This is a genomic window from Agromyces cerinus subsp. cerinus, from assembly GCF_900142065.1.
Classification (GTDB): Bacteria; Actinomycetota; Actinomycetes; order Actinomycetales; family Microbacteriaceae; genus Agromyces; species Agromyces cerinus.
In genome coordinates this window covers 95734-117577 of the sequence record NZ_FSRJ01000003.1, presented here as the reverse complement: position 1 = coordinate 117577, position 21844 = coordinate 95734, and the positions used below count along the sequence as shown (strand labels likewise).

Here is a 21844-nt window from a genome sequence, read left to right as displayed (position 1 = left end):
CTTCGTGTCCGAATGCATTCTTCTCGCTGTTGTCGGATTTGGGCGGTGTCGTTCGTTGAGTTGGTGAGTGGTGCCCAATGCGTGGGTGCCGAAGGCATGGAGAACCGAACCAATGAAACTCACGACGATCACGCAGCTCACTCTGGACGGAGTGACTCAGGGTAATGGTGGCCCGACTGCCGATGACCGCGAGGGCGGGTTCGAACGCGGTGGATGGGCGAGGGGAGCGGGTGACGACACGACCCGGGATCACATTGCCGCGACGTTCCAGCGCGCCGATGCGTTCCTCTTCGGCCGCCGAACGTACGACATCCTCCTCGAGTTCTGGGGCACCATCGAGGACCTGAAACGGCACCCGATTGGGGTGGCCTTGAATTCGAGGCCGAAGTACGTGGCATCCAGAACGCTGATGGAACCGGAATGGGCAAGCACGGCGGTCTTCGGAGACGACCTCTTCGCCGCCGTCACGGAACTGAAAGCGAGCGGCGACGGGGAACTCCAAGTACACGGAAGCAGTCGTCTCATCCAGTGGCTCCTCGAGAAGGACCTGGTCGATGAAATGGAACTCATCATCGTCCCCGTGGTCCTGGGGCAGGGTGCCCGCCTCTTCGCAGACTCAGGTCGGGATATCGCGATGAACCTGGTCGACTCTCGCTCCGATTCGAAGGGCGTGATGATTCAGACCTATCGGCCCGCTGGCCGGCCCAACTACGCGACGTTCTGATCGCCGGACTTCTGCCGTATGCCGCCGATCAGTTCACCTACGCACGAGGATGTGTCGCAATGACCGAAACACTCCGCACCATCCATGAGGTCATGCACCGTGGATCCTGCGCTGGGGAACGACCGCTTGGCCGCGGAATTGCCTACCTGCGGATCGGGGATCGCTCCGTGTCGGAAACGCCTGAGAGGCTGTAGACATGGCGGTCATCGACGACGTTCGAGCGCTGGGCGCAGAGTTGGAGCGCTCCTACCTTGCCTACGTGCGCGGGCGATTGAAGTTCCGCGTGGGACAGATGGTCTACGTCGCGTTCTCGCTCGACGAGAGCGTGATGGGGTTCGCCTTCCCGAAGGAGGAGCGGGCAGCGCTCGTCGCGGGGAATCCGCGCAAGTTCCAGATGCCCTCGGACTCGGATCTGCGCTTCAACTGGGTCCACGCCGATCTCACGGTCTTGGAGGCTACCGAGGCCCGCGAGCTCGTCGTCGATGCCTGGCGCATGGTCGTCCCGGCGAAGCTCTCCCGCGCCTACGATCTCGCGCATCCCGCGGGCCCGCAGTGACATTGACGCGCGACCTGACCGGCGTTCAACGCTGACACGAACCGAAGGAGAGGATCTTCAAATGCAGTACCTCGTTTCCGTGATCGACGACAAGAGCAGTCCCGGGAGTTCGGACAGGCGGCCGGCGATCAGCGAGTTCAACGAGCGTCTCATCGCCGACGGCTATTGGGTGTTCGCGGGCGGACTCGCGGACCCTGACGCGGCGACGGTCATCGACAACCGGGGCGAGCAGCCGATGCTCAGCGACGGACCCTTCGTGGAGTCGAAGGAGTACCTCGCCGGCGTCTGGGTGTGGGAGGCGCCTGATCTGGATGTTGCGCTCGCCCTCGCCGCCGAGGCGTCGAAGATCTGCGATCGGAAGCTCGAGGTGCGACCGTTCCAATGAGCGACGTCGAGGACGCAATCAGCCGGGCATACCGCGGCGAGTGGGCCAGGATAGTCGCCAGCCTGACCAGACGCTTCAGCAACCTCGACCTGGCCGAGGAGGCTGCGGCCGAGGCGTTCGCGACCGCCGTCGCCCGGTGGCCGACCGACGGTGTTCCACCCAATCCAGGCGCCTGGCTCACCACCACCGCCACCCGTAAGGGCATCGATCGAATGCGGCGCGAGAACCAACGCGTCGGCAAGCACAAGGAGGCTCAGATGGTGTTCGACAACGCACCGCCCGAGTCGATCGGTGCCATTGACGACGACCGGCTCCGGTTGATCTTCACCTGCTGTCATCCGGCGTTGGCGATGGAGACCCGGGTGGCGCTGACACTGCGCATGATCGGCGGTCTGACCGTGGCCGAGATCGCCCGCGCGTTCCTCGTCTCCGAGAGCACGATGGGACAGCGGATAACCCGTGCCAAAGCCAAGATCAAGGCGGCTCGCATCCCGTACCGGATGCCGTCTGCGGCGGATCTCCCCGGCCGCGTCTCAGGAGTGCTCGCGGTGCTCTTCCTGGTCTTCAACGAGGGCTACCTGGCGACCGGCCCAGGCACCGGCCCGGTACGTGCCGACCTGACGGCCGAGGCGATCCGGCTCACTCGCCTGGTGCGCGCCCTCATGCCGGAGGATGGCGAGGTTGCCGGGTTGCTCGCGTTGATGCTCCTCACCGAGGCCCGACGCACCGCCCGGATCTCGATGAACGGCGAACTGATTCCGCTCGATGAGCAGGACCGGGGCGCCTGGGACCCGGCGCTCATTGCTGAGGGTCATCGGCTGGTGCGCGAGCGCCTGGCCGCCGCCGCTGCCGGTGAAGCGCCCGGTCGCTACCAGATCCTCGCAGCCATCGGCGCAGTGCACACCTCCGCCCGCGACATCCGCGACACCGACTGGTCACAGGTCGTCGCCCTCTACGATCAGCTCGTCAACGTCGACCCATCACCGATCATCGCCCTCAACCGGGCCATCGCGGTCGCCGAGCTCGACGGCCCGAGAGTGGCACTTGCGACCGTCGATCGGCTCGAAACGGGACTGAACGGCTATCACGCCTTCCACGCGACTCGCGCTGACCTGCTGCGCAGACTGGGCCGTAGCCAAGACGCCCGCGCCGCGTATGACAAAGCCATCGATCTGGCGGGCAACACCGCCGAGACCGCGAACCTGTCACGTCGCCGCGACCAGCTGCAGTAATGCGACCGGCTCCGGTCGGCACCCGTCGATTTGTCGTCCGGGCGTCCGGGACGGCATCTCAGAGGTTGCGGCGTGCGTCCGGGTCGTCTGCGAGCCGGTCTGCCAGACGCGCCACGGCTTCCTGCTCGGCCTCACTCAGCGGCGGGAGGCCGACTTCGTCGGCCGGAATGCCCGCGTACGGGTCGGCGCCGGGGAACTCTTGACTGAAGGAGCCGGCGACGACTCCCCCGGGGGGAACCTCGTCGCCTGCGGCACCCAACAGTGTCTCTTCGCCGGGAGCCTGCTCCGGTACGTCGTCTCCGAGGTGCTTACGATGCCACTTGCCGCTCATGTCCACTCCCACCCGTACTTCACTCCCACCAGTACCAACAGTGCCACACCGATGATCATCGCGACATGACGATCTGGGCGACGTTGTAGATCGCGGCATCATCCACGAGTGTTTTGACCGGGTGGAGTCGAGGGAGGAACTCCGAGTGCGTTCTTGCCCGACGAGGTCGTCGCTGCCCAAGAGGCATCCGCCCGGACCTCGATACGATCGCACGATGACTCAGGGTGCGACGAACTGATGCTGGACACCGAGACGACGCAGTTCGTCGACGCGGCGACAGCTCTGTCGGCGACGAATCTCGAAGCGGCGTTCGATCGACAGATCGATCTGTGGACCGAGGGCGGCAAGGAGGCGAGCGAAGCCGCGGGTCCATCCGCGAGTGCGAGTTCCGAGCTCGATCATCGGATTCGAGCAGCGCTCCTTCCTCGTGCCGACGAACTCAACGAACACCTCTTCGGGCTCCACTCCGATGCCCGGACGGCGATCTCCACGGCGGCGCGAGCGATTCTGACGCGTCGGCGGCTGACCGCCGAGCAGTTCACGGTACTCGTCACCCCGTTCGTCGAACTCGGCTTCGACATTCCTGCTCACGCGGGCTGAGCGAACGCATGGTCCGCCGCCAGAGCCAGACAGAACTGCTCGCCGGCCGTGCCACCGGTGAGCGCTCCAACGCTGCCGAGGCATGCCGATAGGTTCGTCACGTGATAAAGACCCGAACGAGCCGCGTCGCCCTCACCGCGCTGCTCATGCTCCCCGTTCTTGCGCTGGCCGCCTGTGCTGCTGCGGCTGCCGAGGCTCCGGCGTCGACTCCGACCGTCGCGCCGACGTCGACCGCGACTGCGGCTCCACAGAGCGAAGAGTCTGGTCCGGTCTGGCCGGAAGACCGGTGCCAGGACGAGCAGCTCGCCGCCAAGCTCGTAGAGCGACCCGACCTGTCGGCAGCCGGCCGGGAAGGCTTCGAGATCGTGCTGACAAACGTGTCCGAGCAGGCGTGCTCGTACTACGGGGGTCCCCCCGGCGTGTTGCTGCTCGGCGCCGACGGCACCATCCTCACCAGCCTCAACGACTCACCCGTGGAGTCCGCCCCGCCCGGCGCGCTCGCCCCGGGTGAATCGGGCAAGGTAGAAGGACAGCTCGGGGAGATCGCCGGGCACGACTGCCCGACCAAGACGACCGCGACGACGGTCCGGGTTCTCGTCACATCAGACGGCGCCGGCCCTGGCATCGACGCACCGGCCGACTTCCAGGTCTGCACCGACGGCTGGAGCGATCTCTCGGCCGGGCCGTTCATTCGCATTTCCTGACTCTGCTTCGAGCCGGGCGCGTGCGCGAGCATTCTCCTCGCAGCGATCGGGACGCTCGACTCGTTCCCTGCTGCCGATCGGAAAGCGGGCCGGTTTAACACCGAATCGTCAACCCTGTAGTCATGAATGGACCTGATGATCGACCCGAACTCCAGCACCCGACCGCACGCACCGGTGGAGCTATCCCACCGACACTCGCGCGACGCGCGCGCGACACGACGGGTCCTCGCTCGAACATGGCGCCGGGGCATCCCCGCCCTGATCGTCTGTGTTCTCGCGATTGGGGTATCCGGCTGCAGCCGAGCTCCGACCGAGGCTGAGCTGGCCGGCGCCGCAGAGGCCCGAGATGACGGCCACCAGGCGCTTGCCGGGTTCGACTTCGGGGCTCCAACTGGGTTCGCTCGTGCCGCGCACCGCACGGTGGATGCGTGCGGTTCGCCGACGAGTGATCGTGACGGCCTGGATGACCGACATGTGGAGGGTTACGAGTGCTTCGCCGTCCAACGTGTCGTGTACACCCCAGCCGACGGCGTCACCGTCGACCTCGATGCAGCGGTGCAGCAGCTGGGTGCCGCTCTTGGAGCCCCTGCAACCGAACGTTGGGACGGCGAGTACATCGTCAGCGATCGGATCCAGGCCGCCGGATTCACTGTGCTCGTCGAAGTCTCTCGCGATCTCATCGATGAACCCTCGACCGTTGATGACCTTCCGGTGCGGGGTTGGCTCGCGAACGACGTCGTCCATCAGGATGATGGCGATCTGATCGAGCGACTTCCCGAGCTGGTCGCATCCGGTGAGTCAGAGGTCATCGTCGCGACGGTGTCCGTTCGCTACTTCCGAGACGCGCCCGACGCCCCCGACTAGGAATCTTCGCGCGACATTCGTCATTGTCAGGAGGCACCCCGAGCGTGACCTGCTTGCAATCGTCCACCTGCGCGATCAAGCACACGTTCAGCCAGCCCCACCAGCATGCGTCCGGTGCGGTGCGGGTCTCGTGCCCACTCGACGAGCGCATGCGCGTTCGCATCGTCGAGGTGCTGCAGCCGCCGTATCAGCCACTTTCCGAAGCCCAGCCACTGCCCATTCGTGAGCAACAGGAGGGAGGCGGTGTTCTCGAAGACGCGCGATGCAATCGCATACTCCTCGGCGGCGTCGCCCACACCTGCAAGGTCATCGACTGCGGCCGTCAGTTGGTATCGCAACTCGGCAGACTCAGAGACGCTCAGCGGTTCGGGGCCCAGGTCGAATCGCGCGCGGGCGCGCTGTTGAAGCGCGGTCAGTGTGTCGGATCCCACGAGCGGAACACCTCGCATCCACATATCGATGGCCACGGGGCGACGCTGCATGGCTTCACGATCGAACCACTCGTTCAGCGACGTCGGATCGTAGAGAAACGTTTCGATCAGCCATCCGTCGCGTTCAAGCGTGACCGCAGAGTTGGCGATCCGATCCGTGTAGTAGATCGCGATGTCGAGATCGGATGTCGATGTCGAGGTGCCGGCCGCGACGCTTCCCGCGAGAACCGCGGCCGATGCAGCGGGATGTTCCGCTGCGAGGTATCGCCGCGCGACTTCAAGTGCATCAGCCCGCGTTGGATTTGCGGCAGCCTCTTGTCGTCCCTCGATGCTCATGCAGGCCAACCTACGCCCGCCGATTCGCTGGCATTGCGGCGGCCGGCCGACGTGGACGAACGTCTCCGCGTCTAGCCGCGCGTCGACATCGCGCGTACCGTCGAGCTATGGCGAAGCTCATCGAAAACCTGGCGGAATCGGTGCCCGCGTGGGGCGCGAAGGTGGCATACGGCGAGAAGACCACGGTAGACGGGCGCGAACTCGTGCCCGTTGCCCTCGTGGCGTTCGGATTCGGCGGGGGCGAGGGCTCCGGCGACATGCCGGCATCCGAGAAGACCCCGGCCGGACGGGGCGAGGGAAGCGGAGGCGGTGGCGGCGGCTGGGCAGTGCCGATCGGGGCGTACATCGACGGCCCCGACGGACTGAGGTTCCGCCCCAACACGATCGCCCTCGCCGTGGTCGCTGTGCCGTTGGTGACCGCGCTCGGTGCAGCGCTGGCCGTCATCGTCGGCGCGGCCCGGTATTCCGGCAGGCACTGACCGACCCCGCGATATCCGAGGTGAGTGATCGACCACCTCGGAGACGTCGGCGCGCCCATCGGGGCGGCTGACGCCTCAGCTGGAAGGTGTGCCGGAAGGCGGGCCGCCGTCATCGGTGTAGGCGTCGACCACGTGCTTCGTGAACTCCTCGCTCATACGAAGCGTCTCTTCCGTCGCGGCCGCCGGAGTTCCGGTCTTCCAGATCCCGGCGACCCGGTCCTCGAAGTCGCGGATCTGGGCGCGGACCTCCTCGTTGGTCTTGTTCCTGGCCTCGTTCGTCGCGTCCTGAACGACCTGCACGGCCGTGTCGACGATGCGCCGCTCGAGCAGCACGACGACGCCGACGAGCAGGAGTGTGGTTCCGATACCGGCGAGCACACCCCCGACATAGCCGAGACGGCTCGCGGGCGAGACGAGGAACCACCCGGCGGTGATGGCGGCCAGGCCGAGCACGACGCACCCGAAGAACCAGCCCCAACGGACGCGGATGCGATGCGGGCCCGGTCCATCGAACCGTTCGGACGTGGCGCCCGCGACGGTGGCAGCCTCGTTCGTCGGTTCGATGGTCACAGCCCCAGCCTTCCAGTTTTCGACGCGCACGTGAAGAAACATCGGCTCTGGAGGGACGGTTGACCTGGAAGGCCGAGCGCCCTCACAGTGGAACAGTGCAGTGGGCTTTGGCTATCCTCACCGTCGTCGCGTACGCGACGTTGCCGCTCGGGTCCGCGAGCTTCGAGCAGCAGTTGCTGCCCACCATGCTCGCCGGACTCGGGTTCACCCTGCTCGCGATCTTCGGGTTCCGATTCGTTCAGGACCGCTCGATCTGGTGGGCGGTGGCGTACGTCGCCGTGCAGTTGCCCCTCGGCTTCGTGGTGTTCTCGCTCTCGGGCGCGGCGGTCGGCTCGATCCTGCTGCTCGTGGTGCTCGTCTCCCAGAGCGTCCTGCTCCTTCCGCTGCCGGCCGCGGCAGTCGTCGCCGCGATCATCCCGTTCGTGCATCTGGGGATGGACTGGCAGGGCGGAATGCGGGAGGGCCTCGGCACCCTGGCGGTCACGACGTTCACGCTCATCGTGACGTGGCTCCTCGTGCGGGAGCGGGCGGCGCGGGCCGAGCTCGCCGATGCCAACGAGCGCTTGCGCGGCTACGCCGCCCAGGCCGAGCAGTTGGCCGTCATCCAGGAGCGCAACCGGCTCGCGCGCGACATCCACGATGGTGTCGGGCACCATCTGACCGTCGTGCAGATGCAGCTCGAGGCGGCTCGCGCGGTCATCCGCACCGCCGAGCCGGAGCGGCTCGACGCGATGCTGGCGACGGCGCAGGATCAGTCGGGTCAGGCCCTCGCCGAGGTCCGGCGCTCAGTGGCGGCCCTGCGCGAGCATCGTCCCGCGCTTCCGGAGGCGCTGCAGACCCTCGCGGACGAGGCGACCGAGGCGGGCGTGCCGACCGAGGTCGAGGTGCTCGGGCAGGCCAGGACCATCCGCGCGGAAGTCGACGAGTCGCTCTTCCGGGCCGCTCAGGAAGGTCTCACCAACGTTCGCAAGCACGCCGGTGCGAGCAGTACGACGGTCGTCCTCGACTTCTCCGCCGAGGATCACGTCAGGCTCGAGGTTCGCGACGACGGTCGGGGCCTTCCCGAGAAGCCGGGAGACGGCTTCGGGCTCACCGGCCTGCGCGAGCGGATGGCGAACCTCGGCGGACGCATCTCGTTGGACCCGGCCGGTGCCACGGGGCTCGTGCTCACCGTGGAGGTGCCGGGATGACGATCCGCGTGCTCGTCGCCGACGACCAGGCGCTCTTCCGCGAGGCGCTCACGACGCTGCTCGAGGTGCAGCAGGGAATCGAGGTCGTCGGCGAGGCCGGCAACGGCGAGGAAGCGGTGCGGCGCAGCGGCCTGCTGCATCCCGACGTCGTGCTCATGGACCTTCGGATGCCGGTGCTCGACGGCATCGCCGCCACCGCGCGCCTTCGTCGTGAGCAACCCGACGTACGGGTGCTCGCCTTGACGACCTTCGACGACGACGAGGACGTGTTCGCCGCCCTTCGTGCCGGCGCCGTGGGATACCTGCTCAAGGACGTGAGCTCAGCGAGGCTCGTCGAAGCGCTCGACGCGGCCGATCGGGGCGAATCCGTGCTCCAGCCGTCGGTGGCCGCGAAGGTCGTCGCCAGGGTGGCGCGGATGCCGCAGGATGCGCCGCCGCCGGAGCATCCGCTGACCGAGCGGGAGGTCGAAGTGGTGCGGCTGCTTGCAGAAGGCCGCAGCAACCGTGAGATCGCCGGCGCCCTGTTCCTCGCCGAGGGCACGGTGAAGAACCTCGTCACCAGCGTGCTGGCGAAACTCGAGGTGCGCGACCGCACGCAGGCGGCGCTCCGCGCGCGCGACCACGGGATCCTCTGACGACTCCGCCCCGACGTCAACGGGGTCATCCGCGAAATGTGACCCGGGGTGTGACCTTCTGCACCTGACGCGCGCCTGCTCCCGGCGAAGGATTCCCAGTGTCCGAACACTGGAATCCCGAAGAGGAGTCGAAATGGACCACGAAGAGACGACGCTGTACCGACCGTCAGTGGGGCGGTTCGCGCTGCACGGCGTCGAGATGGTGATCGCCATGGTGCTGGGCATGATGGTGCTGGGCCCCGTGTGGCACTGGGCGTGGCCGGGGCTCGACGAGAACACGACCGCGGAGGCGTTGGTGATGGCCACCGACATGTCGATCGGCATGGCCGTGTGGATGCGGATCCGCGGCCATGGCCTGCCGGCCATCGGCGAGATGGTCGCCGCCATGTACCTGCCGTTCCTGGTGCTGCTGCCCTTCCACTGGGCGGGCGCCCTGTCGGCCATGGCGTTCATGACCGCCGCCCACGTGCTGATGCTGCCGGCCATGGTGATCGCGATGCTGCGCCGCCGGCACGAGTACGGGTGGTGAGCTCGATGCGCACCTTCCTCCGAGCCGTCGTGCTCGTGCTCGCTGCAGTGGCGCTTCCCGCAGCGCTCGGCGCGCCGGCCGTCTTCGACGCCCTCGCCCTGAACGAGCCGCGAACCGACGGCGCCTCCCAGTCACCCGCACCGGTCGAACACGACCCGGCCAAGCCCACGGCGGTCGTCGTCGTCGGTGACAACGGCGCGGTCGTGTCCGACACGCTCGCCCCATACGAGATCCTCGCGACGACCGGGGCGTTCAACGTGTACACCGTGGCATCCGAGACGCACCCGGTACCGCTGACCGGCGGGCTCGACCTCGTGCCCGACCTCACCTTCGCCGAACTCGACGAGATGGGCGGGGCTGCAGACCTCGTGGTGGTGCCCGCCATGCCGGATGTCGGCCGGCCGACCACGAGGCCCGTCACCGACTGGCTCGAGGCCCAGGCGAACGGCGGTGCGCTGCTCCTCAGCATCTGCAACGGTGCCGCCGTGGTCGCCTCGGCGGGGCTGCTCGACGGCCACCGGGCCACCGCGCACTGGCTGCGCCTCGACGACTGGGAAGGCACGTATCCGGCCGTCGACTGGGAGCGCGGCACGCGGTACGTCGACGACGGCGAGGTCGTCAGCACCGCAGGCATCCTGTCGGGCATCGATGGCACCCTCCACGTCGTCGATCGACTCATCGGTGCGGATGCCGCGGCTGACGCGGCCCGCGCGATCGAGTGGCCGCACTTCGACCCCGACGGCGCGGCGCCCATGGAGCAGGCGGAGCTCGCGACATCCGATGCCGTGGTCGCGTTCAACACCGCGTTCGGCTGGGATCGCCCGCGGATCGGGGTCCAACTCACCGACGGCGTCGGCGAGATCGAACTCGCCTCGGTCTTCGACACCTACGGGCAGTCGCTCGCAGTGGGCACGGTCGCCGTGGGCGATGGGCCCGTGCGATCCCGCCACGGGCTCACCTTCGTGCCGCGTGCGGATTCGGGGGTCGGTCTCGATCGACTCGTCGTTCCCGGCACGACGGAGCACGATGCCGTGCCCGGGATGGAACCGGTGCAGTACCCCCATCACCGGGCGGGCTTCGCCTTCGACGCCGTGCTGCAGGACCTCGCGCGAACGACCGACGTGGCCACCGCCGAGTGGACGGCGAAGGTGCTCGAGTATCCGATCGACGGCCTGGCGCTCGAGGGTGAGGCGTGGCCGTGGGCGGAGACGTTGCGGCCGCTCGCGCTCGCCCTGGTCGGCGTGCTCGTCGCGCTCGGAGCGTTCGCGCTCCTGCGCGCCCGCAAGAATGCACGGAGGAGGAACTGATGGCGAGCGAGCTCTCCGACCGGTTGCGCCGCGTGGTCGACGCACTGCCGCTCGAACCGGGCATGCGCGACACGGGGTCGCCACTGACCGAGATCCCGCTCGGCTGAGTATCGGGGCACCGTACGACGCGGGTACCGCGTGACCCGTCGAGATCACTCCGAAGTACTACACGGGCGATACCGCCGAGGGACGCGCCGACGAGGATGGCGTTCGTAGCGTCGAGAGGTGGACGTTCTCAACGACTTCATCCTGCAGGCCACGGCCTCGCCGTGGCTCCTCCTCGTCATGTTCTCGACGGCGGTCATCGACGGCTTCTTCCCGCCCATCCCGAGTGAGATGGTGCTCGTGGCCGCCGCTGCGGTCGCCGCGTCTGCCGGCGACCCCGCCACGGTGCTGCTGCTGTGCCTCGTCGCCGCGGTCGGCGCGACGATCGGCGACAACATCGCGTACGCGATCGGCGGTGCGGTCGGCACGACGCGGTTCCACTGGATGCGAGGTCCGCGGGTCTCGGCGGCATTCGTTCGAGCGCAGCGAGCGTTCGTGCACCGGGGCACGCCGGTCATCTTCGGCGCTCGCTACATCCCGGTCGGCCGCGTGGTCGTCAACATGTCGGCCGGGGCCCTGCGCTATCCCTGGCGCCGCTTCCTGCCCATCAGCGCCGTGGCCGGGGTGACCTGGGCCGTCTACAGCGCGTGCATCGGAATCCTGGCCGGACAGTGGCTCGAGGGCAAACCGCTCCTCAGTGCGGTGCTCGGGGTGGCCTTCGCCCTCGTGATCGGATTCGTGATCGACCGCGTCGCCGCGGCCCGCCGACGCAGAGCGGATGTCGCTGCCGAGAGCCCCTCGCCGGTGTCTCCGCGCTACGCGGGTGAGACGGGCGAGCCGGATGCCTCCATGCTGACGAAGCCGATCGCGGCGAAGTAGCTCTTGGCGAAGTCCACCGAAGCGTCGCCCAGTTGCGTGTTGTCGATGATGTAGGCGATGTTCACCGGGAAGTCCTCCATGGCGAGGTGGATCGTCTCGCCGGCCACACGGGCGCACAGCACCAGTCCGAAGACGACGAGGTCGGCCGTGCCGTCGTCGTGCACGCGGATCATCTGCGGGTCGGCCGCGCTCGGGTCGACGCCGGCCTGCTCGAGTGCGGTCAGCGTGGTGCGGAAGTGGATCGGCTTCTTCGCGATGGCGAGGGCGTAGTCGGGTCGATCGGAGCCGGGCAGGATCCGCACCAGCTCGGCATGAACGGGCAGCTGCGCCGCGAGATCATCCGGGGCCGTGTCGACGCGGGTGATCACGATCTTCGGTCGTTCGTTCGGCGGAGTCACGCTCGAAGCCTAGCCTCGGCCGCAGACGCGCCCGGGCGATTCCGGCGTGCTCCCGGCCCGCACCGACGGTGTTACCGTTTGGCCATGCGTTGGGGTCGGAGGTACTTCGCCGTGCAGGCGATCGCCGGCGCAGTGTGGTGGGTCGCGGTGTTCCTGTCGCCCGCTGTGCGCGAGGCCACCCTCGGCGGACTCGACCCCGTCATGGTCGCGGTCCTCGACGTGCCGCTGTTCGTCGGCGCCTCGGCGGCGGCCGCGTTCGGGCTTCGGTTCGCCGCCGTTCTGGCCACCGGATGGACGATGGCCGTCACGGTCGCCCTGGCCGGCTACGCGACCCTCACGTCCGAAGCAGGGTGGGGCGTGCTCTTCATGGCCGCAGCGGCAGGCGCCTCCGTCTTCGCCCTGTGTCTCCTGATCCTCGGGCGGGTGCCGACCGAGTGGATCCTCGTCGGCCCCTTCGCCTTCGCGCCGGCCGATGCCCGGGGCGGCGTCGCGGTGCACGCGGCTCGCACCGCAGCCCAGATCGTCGTGTTCTGGGGACTGTTCCTCGTGGTCGGCCCGCTCGTCATCGACCTCCTCGAGCAACGATGGGGTCTCGCCGTCGGGTTCCCCGCATTCATCCGGATCGCCGGGCTCGTGGTGCTGCTGCTCGCGAGCGCGCTGGGAATCTGGTCGGCCGCAGCGATGTCGACGAGGGGCGACGGCACGCCGCTGCCTGCGGCGATGCCGAATCGTCTCGTCATCGCCGGCCCGTACCGATACGTGCGCAATCCGATGGCGCTCTCGGGGATCGTGCAGGGCGTGGCGGTCGGGCTCATTCTCTCCTCCTGGCTGGTCGTCGTCTACGCGGTCCTCGGATCGCTCGTGTGGAACTTCGCGGTGCGGCCGCATGAGGAATCCGACCTCGAGGCTCGGTTCGGGGACGAGTTCCGGGGCTATCGCGCGGCCGTGCGCTGCTGGTGGCCGCGGATCACGGCTGTTCCCGCGTCGAGCACGGCCGACGCCGGGTGAGCTGAGCGGGGGTTTGCCCGCCCTCGACCGCAGGCTTATGATGAGTGCGCGATATGAGAATGACGCATTCTATTATCGAACACGAGAGGTGCCGGCCCACGGTCCACCGAGACGTGCCCACAGAGCAGTGAGGAGAAGCTGTGCAGTTCCACCACTCCGGCTACGTGTCCGGTGACCCGCGAGTGCAGCCCGCGGCAGGCGTCGGCATCGATCGCCCCGCGGAGCTGCCCGACGAGATCGACGTGCTGATCGTCGGATCGGGCCCAGCCGGCATGCTGCTCGCGGCGCAGCTCTCGCAGTACCCCGGCGTCGTCACGCGCATCGTCGAGCGTCGCGACGGCCGCCTCGTGCTCGGCCAGGCCGACGGCATCCAGCCGCGCAGCGTCGAGACCTTCCAGCTGTTCGGCTTCGCCGAGCGCATCACCGCCGAGGCCTACAACATCGGCTACATGAACTTCTGGGGGCCCGATCCCGAGGCTCCGCAGAACATCATCCGCACGTCGCGCACCGAAGACTACGGCTACAAGATCAGCGAGTTCCCGCACCTGATCGTGAACCAGGCGCGCGTGCTCGACTACTTCGCCGAAGCCGCCGCCCACGGCCCCGGGCGCATCGCACCCGACTACGGCGTCGAGTTCACGGGGCTCACCGTGCACGAGGCCGGCACGCCAGAGGCGGGCGACTACCCCGTCGAGGTGCGGCTGCGCTACGTCGCGGGCGAGCGCGCCGGCGAAGAGCGCACCGTGCGCGCCAAGTACGTCGCCGGGTGCGACGGCGCCCGCAGCGGCGTGCGCGAGGCCATCGGGCGCAAGCACCTCGGTGGCATCTCGGCCCATGCGTGGGGCGTGATGGACGTGGTGGTCAACACCGACTTCCCGGACTGGCGCACCAAGTGCGCGATCAACTCGGTCGCGGGCAACATCCTGCACATCCCCCGCGAAGGCGGGTACCTCAGCCGCATGTACATCGACCTCGGCGAGGTTGCTCAAGACGACAACCACGAGGTGCGGAAGACCCCCATCGAGGCGATCATCGCGAAGGCCAACGACATCCTGCATCCGTACACGCTCGACGTGCGCGACGTCGCCTGGTTCAGCGTGTACGAGGTCGGGCACCGGGTCACCGACCACTTCGACGACCGTTCGAGCGATGCGGCGGATGCCTCGCCCCGCGTGTTCCTCACCGGTGACGCGTGCCACACGCACAGCGCGAAAGCCGGTCAGGGCATGAACGTGTCGATGCAGGACGGCTTCAACCTCGGCTGGAAGCTCGGCTCGGTGGTGTCGGGGCTCGCGCCCGAGTCGCTGCTCTCGACCTACTCGGCCGAGCGGCAGCCCGTCGCCCAGCAGCTCATCGACTTCGACCGCGAGTGGTCGTCGCTCATGGCGCGCAAGCCCGAGGAGATCTCCGACCCGCAGGAGCTCGCGACCTTCTACCTCGGCACCGCCGAGTTCCCGTCGGGCTTCATGACGCAGTACGGGCCGTCGATGATCACGGGCGACGCCGAGCACCAGGAGCTCGCGACCGGGTTCCCGATCGGCAAGCGCTTCAAGTCGTCGCAGGTGTCGTTCGTCTGCGACGGTAACGTCGTGCACCTCGGGCACCACGCGAAGGCCGACGGCCGCTGGCGTGTGTACGCCTTCGCCGACGCACCCGGTGCGGGCGAGGCATCCGCTCTGAACGAGTGGGCCGAATGGATGTCGTCGCCCGACGCGCCGCTCGCTCGATTCACCCCGGCGGGTGCCGACGTCGACGCCGTGTTCGACGTCAAGGTGATCTATCAGCAGCCGCATGAGGTGATCGACATCACCCGCGCCCCCGAGCTGTTCCGTCCGAAGACCGGGCCGCTCGGCCTGATGGACTGGGAGAAGGTCTTCGCCGCCGCACCGAGTTTCTGGTGCCCGACCGACATCTTCGAGGAGCGCGGCATCTCGCGCGACGGCGCGGTCGTCGTGGTGCGACCCGACGGATACGTCGCGCAGGTGCTGCCGCTGTCGGCGACCGCCGAACTCGGCGAGTTCTTCGCGGGGCAGATGCTCGCGAGATGAGACCGACGTGAGCGGCGGAGCGGTCAGGCGCCGTACGCGCGCGTGACCGCCTCGGCCGCGAGTCGCAGACGTTCGGCGATCTCGGCCTCGGGCTGCGAGAACGAGACGTGGATCACCGCGATCGACGCCGGGGGCTGCCCCGGCAGCACGAGGGGCACCGCGACCGACGCGAGCGACGGCACGACCTCGTCGTGGCTGAGAGCGTAGCCGCGGCGACGGCTCTCGGCGATCTCGTCGCGCAGGCCGCTCGGCACCTCGGCGGGCCAGGCGCTCTCGGGCAGGCTCAGCAGGATCGCCTTGCCGGGTCCGCCGCGCGTGATCGGATGCCGGTGGCCCGGGCGGTACGACACCACCGCGACGGACTGGCGGGGCGAGGCGCTCACGAGGGTGACGGCCTCCTCGGCGTCGGCGAGCACCGCGAGCAGGCAGGTCATGCCGAGTTCGTTCGCGACCGCGTTGAGCTCGGGCAGCGCGAGGTGCTGCAGGTCGCGCGCGACGCCCGAGGCGAGGGCCGCGAGCCCGGTGCCGAGTGCGAGGCGCCCGGCGGCGTCGCGCGTGACGAGGCCATGGTGCTCGAGGGTGCGCACGAGCCGGTACGCGACCGAGCGGTGCACGCCGAGCGCCGCGGCGACCTCGTCGATCGAGAGGGCGCGGTCGGCATCGGCCAGGACCTCGAGAATCCGGATGCCACGGCTCAGCGTCTGCGACCCGGCCCGGGTGGCGTCGTCGGTGACCATCGCCCTGCCTTCCTGCCGCCGCTCGACATCACGGTGCTCGTCCGATACTAGAACGCCTCGATCGATCATCGGACGGGGACTTTTCCGCTGGGCGAAAGAACCGCGGTTCCTTCACCTCCGATTCCGGCGAATTCCTCCCGATCATCGCCGCTCGCGTTCTACGCTGAGCGAGCGCAAGCCACCGAGCTTGCCGCTTCGATGGTGAAGCCGAGCGCTTCGATGGAGAAACGAACGAGGTGCGCGACTTCGATGGTGAAGATGCACGACGAGCACCGCTTCGATGGAGAAGACGAATGAGGAGTACCGCATGACGCGCATCGGTGTCGTCACCGAACAGAGACCCGAGACCCGCGTCGCCGCCACGCCGGCGACCGTGAAGCAGTTGATCGCCCTCGGCTACGACGTCGTCGTCGAGGCGGGGGCCGGCGCGCGGTCGGCCTTCCCCGACGACGCCTACGTCGCGGCGGGCGCCGAGCTCGTCGACGGCACCGCCGCGTTCGCGAGCGACCTCGTGTTGAAGGTCAACGCCCCGAGCGAGGCCGAGATCGCACAGCTGACGCCGGGTGCCACGCTCATCGCGCTGCTGGCGCCGGCCTTCAAGCCCGAGCTGCTCGAGGCGCTTGCGACCCGCGGCGTCACGGCACTCGCGATGGACGCCGTGCCGCGCATCTCGCGCGCCCAGTCGATGGACGTGCTCAGCTCGATGGCGAACATCGCCGGCTACCGCGCCGTCGTGGAGGCGGCGCACGAGTTCGGCCGGTTCTTCACGGGCCAGGTCACCGCGGCCGGCAAGGTACCGCCCGCCAAGGTGCTCGTCGCCGGTGCCGGTGTCGCCGGCCTCGCCGCGATCGGCGCGGCATCGAGCCTCGGCGCGATCGTGCGGGCCACCGACCCGAGGCCAGAGGTCGCCGACCAGGTCAAGTCGATCGGCGGCGAGTACCTGAAGGTCGAGGTCGAGGTCGAGCAGTCGACCGACGGCTACGCCAAGGCCACGAGCGAGGACTACGACCGGCGGGCAGCCGAGATCTACTCCGAGCAGGCGGCCGATGTCGACATCATCATCACGACGGCACTCATCCCCGGCCGGGCAGCGCCGCGACTCATCACCGCCGCAGACGTCGCGAGCATGAAGTCGGGCAGTGTCATCGTCGACATGGCGGCGGGCATGGGCGGCAACGTCGAGGGCTCCGTCGCGGGCGAGCGCATCGTCACGCCGAACGGCGTCGTGATCCTCGGCTACACCGACCTCGCGTCCCGCCTGCCGACGCAGGCCTCGCAGCTCTACGGCACCAACGTCGTGAACCTCGTGAAGCTCCTGACCCCGGCGAAGGACGGCGAGCTCGTGCTCGACTTCGACGACGTCGTGCAGCGATCGGTCACCGTCGCGCGAGACGGCGCCGTCACCTGGCCGCCACCCCCTGTGCAGGTTTCAGCGGCACCGGCGGCCGCGGCATCCGCTTCGGGTGCGACGGATGCCGCAGCCGCACCGGAGCCCAAGCGGCCGATGTCGCCCGTGAAGAGGGTCGTGCTCGTCGCGATCGGCATCGCGGCGCTCTTCCTGGTGAACGCGATCGCGCCGCCCCCGTTGCCGCAGCACTTCACGGTGCTGGTGCTCGCGGTCGTCGTCGGCTTCTACGTGATCGGCAAGGTGGCGCACGCGCTGCACACGCCGCTCATGAGCGTGACGAACGCGATCTCGGGCATCATCATCGTCGGCGCGATGGTGCAGATCACGAGCGAGGTGCTCGTCGTGCAGGTCATCGCGACCGTCGCCGTGCTGCTGGCCAGCATCAACATCTTCGGCGGTTTCGCCGTGACCCGACGCATGCTCGCGATGTTCGCGCGCGGAGCCGCCGACAACGCCAAGACTGGAGCCGAAAGTGGCTGATCTCGTGACCGCTGCAGATCTCGTGAACACCGCAGAGGCCACGACACTGCTGACCCCGGCATCGATCGCCGGAGCCGCCTACATCGTCGCGGCGCTGCTGTTCATCATGAGCCTCGCGGGGCTCAGTCGGCATGACACCGCCAAAGCCGGTGTCGGTTATGGCATCGCCGGCATGACCATCGCGCTCGTCGCCACCGTGTACGCGACCTTCGCCGACGCCTGGGGTTCGCCGCAGGCGACGACCGGCCTCATCCTGCTCGTCGTGGCCGTGCTCGTCGGCGGAGCGATCGGCCTCTGGCGGGCGCGCGTCGTCGCGATGACCGGCATGCCCGAGCTCATCGCCCTGCTGCACAGCTTCGTCGGCCTCGCCGCCGTGCTCGTCGGCTGGAACGGCGCCCTCGAGGTCACCGGTATGAGCGGGGCACTCCTCGACATCCACCACGCCGAGGTCTTCATCGGCGTCTTCATCGGCGGTGTCACCTTCACCGGTTCGATCGTGGCGTTCCTGAAGCTCTCGGCCCGCATGTCGTCGGCGCCGCTCATGCTGCCCGGCAAGAACGTGCTGAACCTCGGGGCGCTCGTCGCCTTCGTCGCGCTCACGGTCTGGTACGTCATCACCCCCGAGCTGTGGCTCCTCGTCGTGGTGACGGCCCTCGCGCTCGCGCTCGGTTGGCACCTCGTCGCCTCCATCGGCGGCGGCGACATGCCGGTCGTCATCTCGATGCTCAACAGCTACTCGGGCTGGGCGGCGGCCGCGGCGGGCTTCCTGCTCAACAACGACCTGCTCATCGTCACCGGTGCGCTCGTGGGCTCCTCGGGTGCCTACCTCTCGTACATCATGTGCAAGGCGATGAACCGCTCGTTCATCTCGGTGATCGCCGGCGGCTTCGGCATCGCCGCGCCGACGTCGTCGAGCGACGGCGAGGAGGCGGGCGAGATCCGCGAGGTCACGGCAGCGGATGCCGCGGAGCTGCTGCGCGACGCCGGGTCGGTCATCATCACGCCGGGCTACGGCATGGCCGTGGCACAGGCGCAGTACCCCGTGGCCGAGCTCACGAGCCGTCTGCGCGAGCGGGGCGTCGACGTGCGCTTCGGCATCCACCCCGTCGCCGGCCGACTGCCGGGGCACATGAACGTGCTGCTCGCGGAGGCGAAAGTGCCCTACGACATCGTCGAGGAGATGGACGAGATCAACGACGACTTCGCGAAGACGTCGGTCGTGCTCGTGATCGGGGCGAACGACACGGTGAACCCGTCGGCCGCCGAAGACCCGGGCAGCCCCATCGCCGGCATGCCGGTGCTGCGGGTGTGGGAGGCGTCGAACGTCATCGTGTTCAAGCGCTCGATGTCGGCCGGCTACGCCGGGGTGGCGAACCCGCTCTTCCATCGCGACAACGCCCAGATGCTCTTCGGCGACGCGAAGGCTCGGGTGGAGGACATCCTGCGGGCGTTGTGACCGGGTCGGGCGGTGAGCCGGCGCTCACCGCCCGACGGCGCCGGTTCACCGCCCGGCGAGCACGTCGAGATAGTGCTGGTTGAACATCACGCCGAGGATGTTGCCGAACGGATCGACGACCGACGCGGTCGTGAAGCCAGGGCCCCGCTCCATCAGAGGCTGATAGCTCGTCGCGCCGAGCGCGAGGAGACGGTCGAACGCGGCCGCGACATCATCGACGGCCCAGTAGACGATCTCTCCCGCGGGCATCTCGGACGACGTCGGGCGGTACCGGGCGTCGATGATGCCGAGTTCGTGCTGGAAGTCGCCGACACGGAACTCGACGTAGCCCGGCCGGTGGAAATAGGGCTCGACGCCGAGCACCTCGGCGTACCAGGCGGTGGCCGCCTCGAGGTCGGCGGCGTAGTAGCTGACGGTGGAGAATCCCCTGAGCATGGGTGGTTTCCTCTCGGTGTGACATCCGGTTTCGAACTGCTGATACCAGTCTCGAACGCAGAAGTGCTCACCTCTTGACTACTTTGTTCGCAAGAATGAAGTCATGCGCGCAGACCGTCTCGTGGCAGTGCTCCTCACCCTGCAGGCTCGGGGGCGGGTGACCGCCGCGCAGCTCGCCGACGAGCTCGAGGTCTCGGTCGCAACCGCGCGGCGCGACCTCGAGGCCCTGTCCGCCGCGGGCATCCCCGTCTACCCGCAGGCCGGCCGCGGCGGCGGATGGCAGCTCCTCGGCGGAGCCCGCACCGATCTCAGCGGCCTGTCGTCGAGTGAAGCACGGGCACTGTTCCTGCTCGTGGGACCCGCGGCATCCGTCGCCCCCGAGGCGAAGGCGGCGCTGCGCAAGCTCGTGCGCGCGCTGCCCGAGACCTTCCGCACCGACGCTGAGGCGGCGGCCGAGGCCGTCGTCATCGATCCCGGCGAGTGGGGCAGGCCGGCTCGCGAGCGACCCGAGCTGCTGCCCGTGCTCGAAGCCGCGATCGTCGAGCGCGTGCGTCTCCGCATCCGATACGCCGCGTGGAACCGAGAGCCCGCCGATCGCATTGTCGACCCGTGGGGACTCGTGCAGAAGCAGGAGCACTGGTACCTGCTCGGCGGAGTCGACGGCGCCGAGCGCACCTACCGCGTCGATCGGATGCTCGACGCCGTGCCCACCGACGAACCGGCGGACCGCCCCGACGACCTCGACCTCGTCGAGGTCTGGGAGCGCGTCACCGCCGCAGTCGAACAGCAGCGTGCCGCCGCGACCGCGACGGTCATCGTCGACTCGGGCGTCGTGGCGCTGCTGCACACGCAGTTCGGCCAGCGAGCCGTCGCTGAGGCGCACCTCGATCCAGGCCGCTCGCGCGTCGTCGTGACCGCCCCGACCGAGGCCATCATCGCTCGCGGCCTCGCCGGGTGGGCCGAGTTCCTCGAGGTCGTCGAGCCCGAGTCGCTCCGGCGCGAGCTGCGCCGGCTCGGCGCCGCCCTCGTCGCCCGGAACGCACCCGTCGGTGATGCGGCACCGGCCCCGGACTCGGCGCCCGCGCCGCCAACGTAGGATGGATCGGTACCCCAACCGATGTGAAAGAGGTCGTCGTGGCCATCGCCGCCGCTCCCGAGCGTGCCCGGTACTGGGTCGTCCCGGTCGTCCGCGGCATCCTGGCACTCGTGCCCGCCGCCGTCATCACCTTCTCGCAGAACCACTCCCCCGAGTTCGGCCTCCTCGTCTTCGGCCTCTGGGCCGTCGTGTCGGGCCTCATCACGGGTGCGCTGTCACTGCGGTTCACGGCGGAGCGCGGCATCCGCTCGTTCTTCGTGATCGCCGCCGTGGTGACCGTCGCCGCCGGCCTGCTGGCCCTCACCGTGCCCGGCGGGCTGGCGTTCCTGCTCTACCTCGTGAGCGTCTGGGCTGCCATCACCGGCATCCTCGAACTCTTCGCCGGCCTCCGCGCCCGCGGCCGCACTCCGGCCGCGCGCGACTGGATCGCCGCCGGCGCCTTCACCGCGATCCTCGCGCTCGTGTTCCTCGTCATCCCGCTCGACGCCGTCACCGCGGTCGGCCTGCTCGGCGGCTACCTCGTCATCCTCGGCGTCTACCTCGTGATCGGCGGGTTCTCGCTGAAGTGGGCCACCAGCCCAGCGGATGGCGCGCCCGACGCCCCCGGAACGGAGCAGACCTCGTGACCAACACCCCCGGTGACTACAAGCCGAGCCGGCGCGACATGCTCCGCCCCATCGAGTACGTCGGCGGCGCCGCGATCGCCGCCGTCTTCACGGGCGTCGTGGTGCTCGTCACCGCCCGCGACCTCACCCTCGCCCTGATCGTCGCCGGCATCGCCTTCATCGCCGTGCTCATGACGCTCGCGCTGCTCTCGATGGCGATCAAGCCCAACGCCGAGGAGACGGCCGAGATCGACGGCGGTGCCGCGTCCGCGCCCGATGCGCCGACCGCGCCGGATGCGTCGAAGCCCGACGAGACCGACGGCCCGGCCGAGCCCGGCACCCCCGGTCGCTGACGCGAGTCGGCGACCGCGGCACC

Annotated in this window: 26 protein-coding genes; 20 read left to right on the top strand and 6 right to left on the bottom strand. The window is 68.8% G+C overall.

Annotated elements, in window-relative coordinates:
* Positions 1 to 112 precede the first annotated feature (112 nt).
* The 4 genes from BUR99_RS11020 (at position 113) to BUR99_RS11005 (ending at position 2897) form a co-directional block, all read left to right on the top strand.
* Positions 113 to 724, top strand: coding sequence for a dihydrofolate reductase family protein (locus BUR99_RS11020; protein ID WP_074260446.1), 612 nt, complete (start codon positions 113 to 115; stop codon positions 722 to 724).
* Positions 725 to 920: 196 nt separating this feature from the next.
* Positions 921 to 1280, top strand: coding sequence for an MmcQ/YjbR family DNA-binding protein (locus BUR99_RS11015; RefSeq protein WP_074260445.1), 360 nt, complete (start codon positions 921 to 923; stop codon positions 1278 to 1280).
* 61 nt (positions 1281 to 1341) lie between these two features.
* Positions 1342 to 1665: a YciI family protein gene (locus tag BUR99_RS11010; protein WP_074260444.1), complete on the top strand. Its 324-nt coding sequence runs from the start codon at positions 1342 to 1344 to the stop codon at positions 1663 to 1665.
* A complete protein-coding gene (locus BUR99_RS11005; RefSeq protein ID WP_074260443.1) occupies positions 1662 to 2897 on the top strand; it encodes an RNA polymerase sigma factor in 1236 nt (411 codons plus the stop codon). The genes BUR99_RS11010 and BUR99_RS11005 overlap by 4 nt, the downstream gene beginning before the upstream one ends.
* 58 nt (positions 2898 to 2955) lie before the next feature.
* Here the strand turns inward: BUR99_RS11005 and BUR99_RS11000 are convergent, their stop codons facing one another.
* Complete coding sequence (locus BUR99_RS11000) at positions 2956 to 3228, bottom strand: hypothetical protein (RefSeq protein ID WP_143231603.1); 273 nt, start codon at positions 3226 to 3228, stop codon at positions 2956 to 2958.
* Between the two features lie 237 nt (positions 3229 to 3465).
* On the opposite strand from BUR99_RS11000, the gene BUR99_RS10995 reads away from it, so the two are divergent.
* From BUR99_RS10995 to BUR99_RS20020, 3 genes are all read left to right on the top strand, one after another.
* Entirely contained in the window at positions 3466 to 3828 is a 363-nt protein-coding gene (locus BUR99_RS10995; RefSeq protein ID WP_074260441.1) for a hypothetical protein, read from the top strand.
* Between the two features lie 146 nt (positions 3829 to 3974).
* Positions 3975 to 4532 carry a DUF4232 domain-containing protein gene (locus BUR99_RS10990; protein WP_143231602.1) on the top strand — a complete coding sequence of 186 codons (558 nt, stop codon included), beginning with the start codon at positions 3975 to 3977 and terminating at the stop codon, positions 4530 to 4532.
* A 126-nt stretch (positions 4533 to 4658) separates the two neighbouring features.
* Entirely contained in the window at positions 4659 to 5396 is a 738-nt protein-coding gene (locus tag BUR99_RS20020; protein ID WP_159440986.1) for a hypothetical protein, read from the top strand.
* Positions 5397 to 5422: 26 nt separating this feature from the next.
* On the opposite strand, the gene BUR99_RS10975 is transcribed toward BUR99_RS20020, so the two are convergent.
* A complete protein-coding gene (locus BUR99_RS10975; protein WP_074260437.1) occupies positions 5423 to 6163 on the bottom strand; it encodes a hypothetical protein in 741 nt (246 codons plus the stop codon).
* A 107-nt stretch (positions 6164 to 6270) separates the two neighbouring features.
* Here BUR99_RS10975 and BUR99_RS10970 point away from each other — a divergent pair, with 107 nt between their 5' ends.
* The gene (locus BUR99_RS10970; protein ID WP_074260436.1) at positions 6271 to 6642 is read left to right on the top strand and encodes a hypothetical protein; all 372 of its coding nucleotides are present in this window, start codon (positions 6271 to 6273) and stop codon (positions 6640 to 6642) included.
* A 75-nt stretch (positions 6643 to 6717) separates the two neighbouring features.
* On the opposite strand, the gene BUR99_RS10965 is transcribed toward BUR99_RS10970, so the two are convergent.
* Complete coding sequence (locus tag BUR99_RS10965) at positions 6718 to 7212, bottom strand: hypothetical protein (RefSeq protein WP_074260435.1); 495 nt, start codon at positions 7210 to 7212, stop codon at positions 6718 to 6720.
* Positions 7213 to 7319: 107 nt separating this feature from the next.
* Between BUR99_RS10965 and BUR99_RS10960 the strand changes: the two genes are divergently transcribed.
* The 5 genes from BUR99_RS10960 to BUR99_RS10940 all read left to right on the top strand — a co-directional run bounded on the left by BUR99_RS10960 (position 7320) and on the right by BUR99_RS10940 (position 11797).
* The gene (locus BUR99_RS10960; protein ID WP_234980828.1) at positions 7320 to 8402 is read left to right on the top strand and encodes a sensor histidine kinase; all 1083 of its coding nucleotides are present in this window, start codon (positions 7320 to 7322) and stop codon (positions 8400 to 8402) included.
* Positions 8399 to 9037 (top strand): response regulator transcription factor, encoded by a 639-nt coding sequence (locus tag BUR99_RS10955; RefSeq protein ID WP_074260433.1) that lies wholly within the window; start codon positions 8399 to 8401, stop codon positions 9035 to 9037. The genes BUR99_RS10960 and BUR99_RS10955 overlap by 4 nt, the downstream gene beginning before the upstream one ends.
* 133 nt (positions 9038 to 9170) lie before the next feature.
* A complete protein-coding gene (locus BUR99_RS10950) occupies positions 9171 to 9566 on the top strand; it encodes a hypothetical protein (protein WP_074260432.1) in 396 nt (131 codons plus the stop codon).
* 5 nt (positions 9567 to 9571) lie between these two features.
* Entirely contained in the window at positions 9572 to 10873 is a 1302-nt protein-coding gene (locus tag BUR99_RS10945) for a DJ-1/PfpI family protein (RefSeq protein WP_074260983.1), read from the top strand.
* A 225-nt stretch (positions 10874 to 11098) separates the two neighbouring features.
* Positions 11099 to 11797, top strand: coding sequence for a DedA family protein (locus tag BUR99_RS10940; RefSeq protein WP_074260431.1), 699 nt, complete (start codon positions 11099 to 11101; stop codon positions 11795 to 11797).
* On the opposite strand, the gene BUR99_RS10935 is transcribed toward BUR99_RS10940, so the two are convergent.
* Positions 11734 to 12195, bottom strand: coding sequence for a hypothetical protein (locus BUR99_RS10935; RefSeq protein WP_074260430.1), 462 nt, complete (start codon positions 12193 to 12195; stop codon positions 11734 to 11736). The two genes, BUR99_RS10940 and BUR99_RS10935, sit on opposite strands and share 64 nt — an antisense overlap.
* An 84-nt stretch (positions 12196 to 12279) precedes the next feature.
* Between BUR99_RS10935 and BUR99_RS10930 the strand changes: the two genes are divergently transcribed.
* Both BUR99_RS10930 and BUR99_RS10925 read left to right on the top strand, forming a co-directional pair.
* Positions 12280 to 13203 (top strand): methyltransferase family protein, encoded by a 924-nt coding sequence (locus tag BUR99_RS10930; RefSeq protein ID WP_074260429.1) that lies wholly within the window; start codon positions 12280 to 12282, stop codon positions 13201 to 13203.
* A gap of 140 nt (positions 13204 to 13343) precedes the next feature.
* Positions 13344 to 15251 (top strand): FAD-dependent monooxygenase, encoded by a 1908-nt coding sequence (locus BUR99_RS10925; RefSeq protein ID WP_074260428.1) that lies wholly within the window; start codon positions 13344 to 13346, stop codon positions 15249 to 15251.
* 23 nt (positions 15252 to 15274) lie between these two features.
* On the opposite strand, the gene BUR99_RS10920 is transcribed toward BUR99_RS10925, so the two are convergent.
* Complete coding sequence (locus tag BUR99_RS10920; protein ID WP_074260427.1) at positions 15275 to 15988, bottom strand: IclR family transcriptional regulator; 714 nt, start codon at positions 15986 to 15988, stop codon at positions 15275 to 15277.
* 307 nt (positions 15989 to 16295) lie between these two features.
* Between BUR99_RS10920 and BUR99_RS10915 the strand changes: the two genes are divergently transcribed.
* Positions 16296 to 17876 carry a Re/Si-specific NAD(P)(+) transhydrogenase subunit alpha gene (locus tag BUR99_RS10915; protein ID WP_074260982.1) on the top strand — a complete coding sequence of 527 codons (1581 nt, stop codon included), beginning with the start codon at positions 16296 to 16298 and terminating at the stop codon, positions 17874 to 17876.
* A 106-nt stretch (positions 17877 to 17982) separates the two neighbouring features.
* Entirely contained in the window at positions 17983 to 19332 is a 1350-nt protein-coding gene (gene pntB, locus BUR99_RS10910) for a Re/Si-specific NAD(P)(+) transhydrogenase subunit beta (RefSeq protein ID WP_234980856.1), read from the top strand.
* A gap of 45 nt (positions 19333 to 19377) precedes the next feature.
* On the opposite strand, the gene BUR99_RS10905 is transcribed toward pntB, so the two are convergent.
* Positions 19378 to 19767, bottom strand: coding sequence for a VOC family protein (locus BUR99_RS10905; protein ID WP_074260426.1), 390 nt, complete (start codon positions 19765 to 19767; stop codon positions 19378 to 19380).
* Positions 19768 to 19870: 103 nt separating this feature from the next.
* Between BUR99_RS10905 and BUR99_RS10900 the strand changes: the two genes are divergently transcribed.
* Genes BUR99_RS10900 through BUR99_RS20440 form a run of 3 tightly spaced genes read left to right on the top strand, consistent with a single transcriptional unit; the run spans position 19871 to position 21821 of the window.
* Positions 19871 to 20863, top strand: a complete 993-nt coding sequence (locus tag BUR99_RS10900) for a helix-turn-helix transcriptional regulator (RefSeq protein WP_074260425.1) — start codon at positions 19871 to 19873, stop codon at positions 20861 to 20863.
* Positions 20864 to 20901: 38 nt separating this feature from the next.
* Entirely contained in the window at positions 20902 to 21489 is a 588-nt protein-coding gene (locus tag BUR99_RS10895) for an HdeD family acid-resistance protein (RefSeq protein ID WP_074260980.1), read from the top strand.
* Entirely contained in the window at positions 21486 to 21821 is a 336-nt protein-coding gene (locus tag BUR99_RS20440) for a hypothetical protein (protein ID WP_074260424.1), read from the top strand. The genes BUR99_RS10895 and BUR99_RS20440 overlap by 4 nt, the downstream gene beginning before the upstream one ends.
* The last annotated feature ends 23 nt before the right edge of the window (positions 21822 to 21844 follow it).

Excerpts from the sequence above, each read along its gene's own strand:
- BUR99_RS11010 (WP_074260444.1), top strand. The coding sequence starts at position 1,342 with ATGCAGTACCTCGTTTCCGTGATCGACGACAAGAGCAGTCCCGGGAGT.
- BUR99_RS20020 (WP_159440986.1), top strand. The coding sequence starts at position 4,659 with ATGGACCTGATGATCGACCCGAACTCCAGCACCCGACCGCACGCACCG.
- BUR99_RS10990 (WP_143231602.1), top strand. The coding sequence starts at position 3,975 with ATGCTCCCCGTTCTTGCGCTGGCCGCCTGTGCTGCTGCGGCTGCCGAG.
- BUR99_RS10905 (WP_074260426.1), bottom strand. The coding sequence starts at position 19,767 with ATGCTCAGGGGATTCTCCACCGTCAGCTACTACGCCGCCGACCTCGAG.
- BUR99_RS10975 (WP_074260437.1), bottom strand. The coding sequence starts at position 6,163 with ATGAGCATCGAGGGACGACAAGAGGCTGCCGCAAATCCAACGCGGGCT.
- BUR99_RS10930 (WP_074260429.1), top strand. The coding sequence starts at position 12,280 with ATGCGTTGGGGTCGGAGGTACTTCGCCGTGCAGGCGATCGCCGGCGCA.
- BUR99_RS10900 (WP_074260425.1), top strand. The coding sequence starts at position 19,871 with ATGCGCGCAGACCGTCTCGTGGCAGTGCTCCTCACCCTGCAGGCTCGG.
- BUR99_RS10995 (WP_074260441.1), top strand. The coding sequence starts at position 3,466 with ATGCTGGACACCGAGACGACGCAGTTCGTCGACGCGGCGACAGCTCTG.
- BUR99_RS10950 (WP_074260432.1), top strand. The coding sequence starts at position 9,171 with ATGGACCACGAAGAGACGACGCTGTACCGACCGTCAGTGGGGCGGTTC.
- BUR99_RS10920 (WP_074260427.1), bottom strand. The coding sequence starts at position 15,988 with ATGGTCACCGACGACGCCACCCGGGCCGGGTCGCAGACGCTGAGCCGT.
- BUR99_RS10955 (WP_074260433.1), top strand. The coding sequence starts at position 8,399 with ATGACGATCCGCGTGCTCGTCGCCGACGACCAGGCGCTCTTCCGCGAG.
- pntB (WP_234980856.1), top strand. The coding sequence starts at position 17,983 with ATGAGCCTCGCGGGGCTCAGTCGGCATGACACCGCCAAAGCCGGTGTC.
- BUR99_RS10945 (WP_074260983.1), top strand. The coding sequence starts at position 9,572 with ATGCGCACCTTCCTCCGAGCCGTCGTGCTCGTGCTCGCTGCAGTGGCG.
- BUR99_RS10915 (WP_074260982.1), top strand. The coding sequence starts at position 16,296 with ATGACGCGCATCGGTGTCGTCACCGAACAGAGACCCGAGACCCGCGTC.
- BUR99_RS11020 (WP_074260446.1), top strand. The coding sequence starts at position 113 with ATGAAACTCACGACGATCACGCAGCTCACTCTGGACGGAGTGACTCAG.
- BUR99_RS10970 (WP_074260436.1), top strand. The coding sequence starts at position 6,271 with ATGGCGAAGCTCATCGAAAACCTGGCGGAATCGGTGCCCGCGTGGGGC.
- BUR99_RS11000 (WP_143231603.1), bottom strand. The coding sequence starts at position 3,228 with ATGAGCGGCAAGTGGCATCGTAAGCACCTCGGAGACGACGTACCGGAG.
- BUR99_RS11015 (WP_074260445.1), top strand. The coding sequence starts at position 921 with ATGGCGGTCATCGACGACGTTCGAGCGCTGGGCGCAGAGTTGGAGCGC.
- BUR99_RS11005 (WP_074260443.1), top strand. The coding sequence starts at position 1,662 with ATGAGCGACGTCGAGGACGCAATCAGCCGGGCATACCGCGGCGAGTGG.